At 35.8% G+C, this 7,257-nt stretch carries 5 protein-coding genes; all 5 read left to right on the top strand.

The annotated features are described in order from the left end of the window. Positions 1–199: 199 nt before the first annotated feature. The 5 genes from pyrR (at position 200) to AC1DG9_RS20175 (ending at position 7,127) form a co-directional block, all read left to right on the top strand. Positions 200–748, top strand: coding sequence for a bifunctional pyr operon transcriptional regulator/uracil phosphoribosyltransferase PyrR (gene pyrR / locus AC1DG9_RS20195; RefSeq protein WP_172659290.1), 549 nt, complete (start codon positions 200–202; stop codon positions 746–748). Between the two features lies 1 nt (position 749). Continuing rightward, positions 750–1,682: an aspartate carbamoyltransferase catalytic subunit gene (locus AC1DG9_RS20190; protein ID WP_172659289.1), complete on the top strand. Its 933-nt coding sequence runs from the start codon at positions 750–752 to the stop codon at positions 1,680–1,682. Positions 1,683–1,815: 133 nt separating this feature from the next. After that, positions 1,816–4,833, top strand: coding sequence for a tetratricopeptide repeat protein (locus AC1DG9_RS20185; protein WP_172659288.1), 3,018 nt, complete (start codon positions 1,816–1,818; stop codon positions 4,831–4,833). Between the two features lie 11 nt (positions 4,834–4,844). After that, positions 4,845–6,548, top strand: a complete 1,704-nt coding sequence (locus AC1DG9_RS20180; RefSeq protein ID WP_172659287.1) for a TonB-dependent receptor — start codon at positions 4,845–4,847, stop codon at positions 6,546–6,548. A gap of 54 nt (positions 6,549–6,602) precedes the next feature. Continuing rightward, positions 6,603–7,127, top strand: a complete 525-nt coding sequence (locus AC1DG9_RS20175) for an HU domain-containing protein (RefSeq protein ID WP_477635127.1) — start codon at positions 6,603–6,605, stop codon at positions 7,125–7,127. Positions 7,128–7,257: the final 130 nt, after the last annotated feature.

Genomic DNA, 7,257 nt, shown 5'->3' with positions numbered 1-7,257 from the left:
CTGGCCCAAATAAGGATTAGCGAAAATACACTTTGGTATGGAATTATAATACATTTCACTTTTAACCTCACGGTATGTATGATGGAGATTTCAACTTTTGATACCTTGATTTAAATTACAACCTAGAATATTTTCAAAAAGCTTACTCAGAGGTTTGGTGTTACAACTTTTTGGCTATATTTGTACAACAATTTAGTCAATGCAAAAGAGAACCCTGCTAGACGGACAAAAATTCCAAATCACAATTAAGCGACTTTGTCATCAATTAATTGAGAATCACATCGATTTTTCTAATACTGTTTTAATAGGTATACAGCCAAGAGGCAGTTACTTTGCCGACAGGGTGCAACAAGAGCTTTCACAAATCCTTAAAAAAACCAACATTAAAAAAGGCAATCTGGACATCACCTTTTTTAGAGATGACTTTAGGAGAAAGGACGGAATAGTTTCTGCAAACAGCAATACCATAGATTTTATAATTGAAGGCCAGAATGTTATCCTTATTGATGACGTATTGTGGACCGGCAGAACAATTAGGGCTGCAATGGATGCATTACTTGCATATGGAAGGCCTGAAAAGGTTGAACTAATGGTGTTAATAGACAGGCGTTTTTCCAGACAACTACCTATCGAGCCAGATTATATAGGCCAGAAGGTAGACAGCCTAAACTCACAAAAGGTTAAGGTAAGCTGGAAAGAAACCGAAGGAGAAGACAAAGTTATCTTATTATCAGAAAGCAATAAATAGTATGGCAGTAGAGAAATTATCAACCCGACATCTTTTAGGTATCAAAGATATTAACCGGAATGATATTGAATTAATTTTTGAAACTGCAGATAACTTTAAGGATGTAATTAACCGACCTATCAAGAGGGTTCCATCTTTGAGAGATATCACCATTGCAAATATCTTCTTCGAAAACTCCACCAGAACCAAACTTTCTTTCGAACTGGCAGAAAAGAGGCTTTCAGCTGATGTGGTTAATTTTGCAGCGTCTTCTTCCTCTGTGAGTAAAGGAGAAACGCTAATAGATACTGTAAACAATATCCTGGCTATGAAAGTGGATATGGTAGTGATGAGACATCCATATGCCGGAGCCGGACAATTTTTAAGTAAGCATATTAAAGCTCAAATTATAAACGCAGGAGATGGTGCACATGAGCATCCCACCCAAGCGCTACTTGATGCTTTTTCCATTCGCCAAAAACTGGGCGATGTAGCCGGAAAAAAAGTAGTAATCGTTGGCGATATCCTGCACTCCAGAGTTGCCATATCAAATATTCTTTGCTTACAAAAGCTTGGTGCTGAGGTGATGGTTTGCGGCCCTACTACTTTAATTCCCAAGCACATCCAAAGCCTTGGTGTAAAGGTTGAACATGATCTGATTAAAGCACTTAACTGGTGTGATGTGGCAAATATGCTCCGCATCCAGCTGGAAAGACAAGACATTAAATATTTCCCTTCATTAAGAGAATACGCCATGATGTATGGGCTGAATAAACAGATTTTGGACAATCTTGATAAAGAAATAATTGTAATGCATCCAGGCCCAATTAATCGCGGTGTAGAGATTACTAGTGATGTTGCTGACAGCAAACAATCAATCATCTTAGAACAGGTAGAAAATGGGGTTGCCGTAAGGATGGCAGTACTTTATTTACTAGCCTCTCAAAGAGATTAACTTTCTTTAACAGCTTTTTTATACCATTTTCTTTTTCTGTTCGTTAAACCTGTGTTATTAACACATGTTAATTTCTTATGCTATCAAGACACAATACTATATCTATATTAGTACCAACCATATTTGAAATCAGATGCAAAAAAAATACTTTTTTATTCCGCTGTTACTAGCAGGCGGCTATACTGCAAGTTATGCCCAGTCGAGCCTACTAGTTAACCTCAATAAAAATTATCAAACAGGACTCGAACTGCTTGACAATGAAAAATACGTTGCTGCTGCCCAGCAATTTAAACTGGTTGAACAGCTTAGACAAAAACCAGGAACACAACAGGAAAGCAACTCGGAACTTTCCTTATTAAAAGAAAATGCTAAATTCTATGCTGCTGTTTGCGCATTAGAATTGGGCAATAATGATGCAGAGAGTTTATTTCAAAATTTCATAAAAGATTATCCACTTAATCCCAATACAAAACTTGCCTATTTTCATGTAGGAAAATCATATTTTGATCAGAAAAACTACAAGAAAGCATTAGAGTGGTTTGAAAAAACAGATCCTTCTACTCTTTCTGCTAAGCAACGTTTAGAATATCAGTTTAAGCAAGGATACGCTTATTTTTTACAGAACGACATTGAAAAGGCCGAGCCTTTATTTGAAACTGTTAAAAAAGAAAAATCTCCTTTCCAGGAAAGTGCTACCTATTATTTTGCGTACATCAATTACCTGAACAAAGAATATAAAACTGCATTAAGCAACTTTGAGAAACTTAAAGGATCTCCAACATACGAAGCTAGTTACCCTTATTACATTACTTCAATGTATTATCTTGATGAAAGATATGATGATGTATTAGAATACGCCCTGCCCATTCTTAAATCTTCAAAACAACAATATGAGGCAGAGATGTTAAGTCTTATTGCTGCTTCATATTTTGCAAAATCTGATTTTGTAAATGCAGAGAAGTATTTCAAAGAGTTCTACGCTAAAGATAAATCAAATGTTAAAAATAACCTTTTCATTTATCAATACGGATACTCGTTATTTCAATTGAAAAGATATCCTGAATCAGTTTCAATTTTGGAAAAGCTTGATACGGATGATGTATACCTTCAAAGCGGGATGTACACTTTAGGTCGCTCTTTCATTATTCTTAAAGACAAAGAGAAAGCAAGAAGTGCCTTCTTCAGGGCATCAAGACTTGATTTTGATAAAGTTATACAAGAAGAATCATGGATCAATTATGCAAGGTTAAGTTATGAACTAGACTTTAATCAGCAAGCTCTTGAAGCGACCCAGAACTTTTTAAAACAGTTTCCAACTTCTCGCAAAATTAACGAAGCAAAAACCTTACTTGGAGAAATTCTATTGACCAGTAAAAACTATCAGGCTGCAATAGATATTCTTGAACCGATTCAAAGCAAATCGCCAGAGGCCAGAGAAGCTTATCAAAAAGTGACTTACTTTAGAGGACTGGAGTTTTATAACGAACGAGCATTCCCTAACGCTTTATCAATGTTCTTACGTTCTGAGAAGTTCCCCGAGGATAAAGAAATTCACGCATTAAGTACGTATTGGAAAGCCGAGGCTTCTTACGAATTAAGAAAATTTGGTGAAGCTGTTAAACATTTCGAAACATTCCTTGGAATGCCTGATGCTGATAAAACCGGGGTTTATAATTTTGCAAATTATGCCCTTGCCTACGCTGCATTTGAAAACGAAAGCTACGGAAAAGCAGCTACATACTTTGAACGCTTCTTAGCGGGTAACGATAAGGATCAAAAAACAGTTAACGATGCCATCATAAGGTTAGCTGACTCTTATTTTGTAAATAAAAGTTACGGCAATGCACTTGTAAACTATAACAAGATCATCAATGCCAGATCTACGGGCGAAGATTATGCACTTTTTCAACGTGGTATGATCCAGGGATTGGAAAATCAAAATGAGGCTAAAATTGGAACCATGCAGGATCTTCTTAAACAGTTCCCTAATTCTAATTATGCTGATGATGCTGGTTTCGAAACTGCCTATACTTATTTCAATATTGGCAATTTCGATAAATCTAGTACAGATCTTATTAGTTTAGTTAGTTTATATCCTAATAGCAGTTATGTTCCAAGAGCCTTGGTTACCATTGGCCTTGTTCAATATAATCAGGATAAAGACGATCAGGCATTAGAGTCATTCAAAAAAGTAATCAGAGATTACGCCAGTAGCGAAGAAGCAAAACAGGCATTAGAATCTATTAAAAATATCTATGTTGACCGTGGTGATTCACAAGGTTTCATCACCTATGCTAATTCTACTCCCCTAGGTAATTTCTCCGAAGCAGAACAAGATAATATAGTTTTCCAGGGAGCAAATAACCTTTATTTAAAAGGCGACTTCAAAGGTGCTTTTGAAGCTGTAAATGCTTATTTTGATAAGTATCCGAAAGCAATACATGACAAAGAAGCTAAGTTTGTTAGAGCTGAGTCATTGGTTAAGCTTGGTCGCCCTCTGGAAGCTGTTGCAGATTATGAGTACATTCTTAATGACTGGACAAGTGATTATACTGAACGTTCACTGGTAAGTATTTCTCAATTGTTTTTAGATCAGAAGAAATATAACGAAGCAATTGTTTACCTAAAAAGACTAGAAACTACTGCCGATTACAAAGTTCACCATAGTTACGCTATAAATAACCTCCTGAAAGCCTACGACGCATTAAAGATGCCTGATGATATGATCAAGTATGTTCAGTTGATTAAAGAGTCTGAAAAAGGTTCTGAGGAAGAGAAGAACAGTGCTGATCTATATGCGGGTAAGGCCTATTTATTAAAGGCCGATACAACAAGTGCAGTAAAAGCCTTCAATAATGTAGTAAGTAAAACTAAAACCCTGGCAGCAGCCGAAGCTAAATACAATATTGCTGCAGTACAATATGCCAAAGGTGATTATAAAACCTCAACTAAAACATGTTTTGATCTGATTAACAATATGGCCTCTTATGACTATTGGGTTGCCAAATCGTTCCTTTTATTGGCAGATAATTATGTAGCTCTAAAAGATAAGTTACAAGCTAAAAGTACGCTCTTAAGTATTATCGACAATTATGAAGGCAAGGATGATATCGTTCCAACTGCTAAAGAGAAATTAGAAAAAATTAAATAAGATTAAGCGACATGAGATTAACTAAATTAATATATAGTACCCTTTTCTTTATCACAGCTACATCCCTAGGGTTGAAAGCTCAGGATACAAAGACTACAGAAAAGAAGACGGATGAGAAGGCTGTTACCGAAGAAATTGAAGTTGTAAGACCTTACAAACCTATTTTAGCAGAGGCAGTAAAACTGAGAAGAAGCCCTGATCTGAATGATATAAAAACATATAAGGCTAAATTTAACTATAGCCTTACAGATAGAAAATTAGAACTAAATTCCGACATTAATAAATTACAAGCCCAGGAAGTAGTTGCCGAAAAACAAGAAGAGCTAATAAACAACTATATTAAAGGTGGTTTCGGATCTGCGAAAACTATTTTTGGCGAGGCCTATATAAACCTGGGCCGTGATGAGGCTATGCAAGCTGGTGGATATTTTCAACATTTTAGTCAGTCAGGCAAGCTAAATAAACAACAGTCTAGTCAGCAAAAACTTAGTGTTTTTGGCCGTAGCATTGGCGATGTTGTTACCTTAAGTGGTCGTGTTAATTTTCAAAGAAACGGATTATATTTCTATGGCATTGATAAGAACAATCCGACATTAAATCCCGATCCTGAAAAACAAACACTTAATTTCTTTGAAGCAGAAGGGGAACTTGTAAATAAATACACAGAAGATCCCGACGCCCTTAGTTATGCATTGAAACTTAACGGATATATCTGGAGTGATAAATTTAATGCCAAAGAAAACTCAGTTGTTTTAAATGGATATGTAAATAAGAGAATCAGTAAGTTTAACTTAGGTCTTGCTGCATCAACTGAATTCGGAAGCACTAAAGATGAGCTAGTAAGTGTTGGCAACAATCTTTTAAAGTTAAATCCTTATATCAGATTACAGGCCAGCGGTGTAAAAATAACCGCTGGAATTAATTTTGTACAGGAATTTGGCGCATTCTCATCAAGTAGGATTTTCCCGGCTGTTACAGCTGATTTTACATTAATACCTGATTACCTGCAAATATTTGGAGAAGTAAAAGGTGATGTAAACCGTAGTTCTTTAAAACAATTTAGTGATGAGAATCCATTCTTGAACAACAATATTACCATCAGAAATTCTATCGAAAAACTAAGTATCAGTGGCGGTATTAAAGGCACAGGCGGTCCTGGTTTTGGATACAAAGCAAGAGTATACCACAAGAGCATTGAAGACATGCCATTGTTCGTAAACAACTTTTCAAATTTCAATAAATTTGATGTGATCTACGATTTCGGAACTATGAAACTTATTGGAATAGAAGGGGAACTCTCTGTACAGGTAAGTGATGCCTTAAAATGGACAGGTAAATTAAATTTTGAAGATTATAAACCAGCCGCAGAAACACAAAGCTGGTTTAAACCTCAAATGCGTTTAAGTTCTGATCTATCATATGTGATCAACAAAAAAGTAACCCTTAATGCTTCTGTAGCGCTTCAGGATGATAGCAAAGCAAAAATTTATACTGCAGCTCCTGCTAATCCTTATTATACACCTGATCCTGCAAATGAAACAGTAGTTACTGTTAAGGGATTTGTCGATCTAGGAGCCGGAGTATCATATAAAATAAATAATAAGTTTTCTGCATTCGCGAGAGCCAACAATTTGTTAAACTCATCGTATAGCAGATACCTGCATTATGAGGTAATTGGGCTCAATGTTTTCGGAGGTATAAGCTACTCATTCTAATAGGTTTTTAATTAATAATTGGTTGATACGGAATTAAAATTTATTTTTACCAGAATGGATATCTTATCATACCTTACTGAACTTATAAAAACTCGTAAAGAAGTTGGAATTTCTGGACTGGGTACTTTTTATAAAAAGAAATCGCCAGGAAGGTACGATGTTGAAACACACTCTTTTCTGCCGCCAAGTTATACTTTGGCATTTGCAGAAGAGAATAGAGAATCTCAATCTCTTATCGCCTACATCAGTAAAAAAAGGAACGTATCAACCGAGGCGGCTACTTATTATATTGACCAGTTTACTGATGAGACAATAAAGCTGCTTTCCGAGAAGCAATACGCTGATTTTGGAGAAATAGGTATACTATCTGGCACACCCGGAAACTTAATTTTCAACCCCAAAGATCAACTAAACTTTGGCTTTGACTTTTATGGTTTACCTCCTTTAAAAGAAGACGCAACTGCCATTATTAATGAAAACATTGCGGAACCTGAAATAGCTGATGAACCAGCTATTGAACAACCACTTTCTTTTGAACAAGAGCCTATCATTACAGAAGAGCAATTGAATCAGTTTTGATTTTATCATTATTTTTGATCAGTTCAGAATTATCGTGAAGACCATTGTCGGATTTATTTAAAGCACCATTAAAAAGTTCGGGCTTAATAAAATACGCGGCCAATCCTATTGCTACTATTATTGCAAAGGC

The organism is Pedobacter sp. 05L430 (genome assembly GCF_056397585.1).
This window is presented reverse-complemented; position numbering and strand designations above follow the sequence as displayed.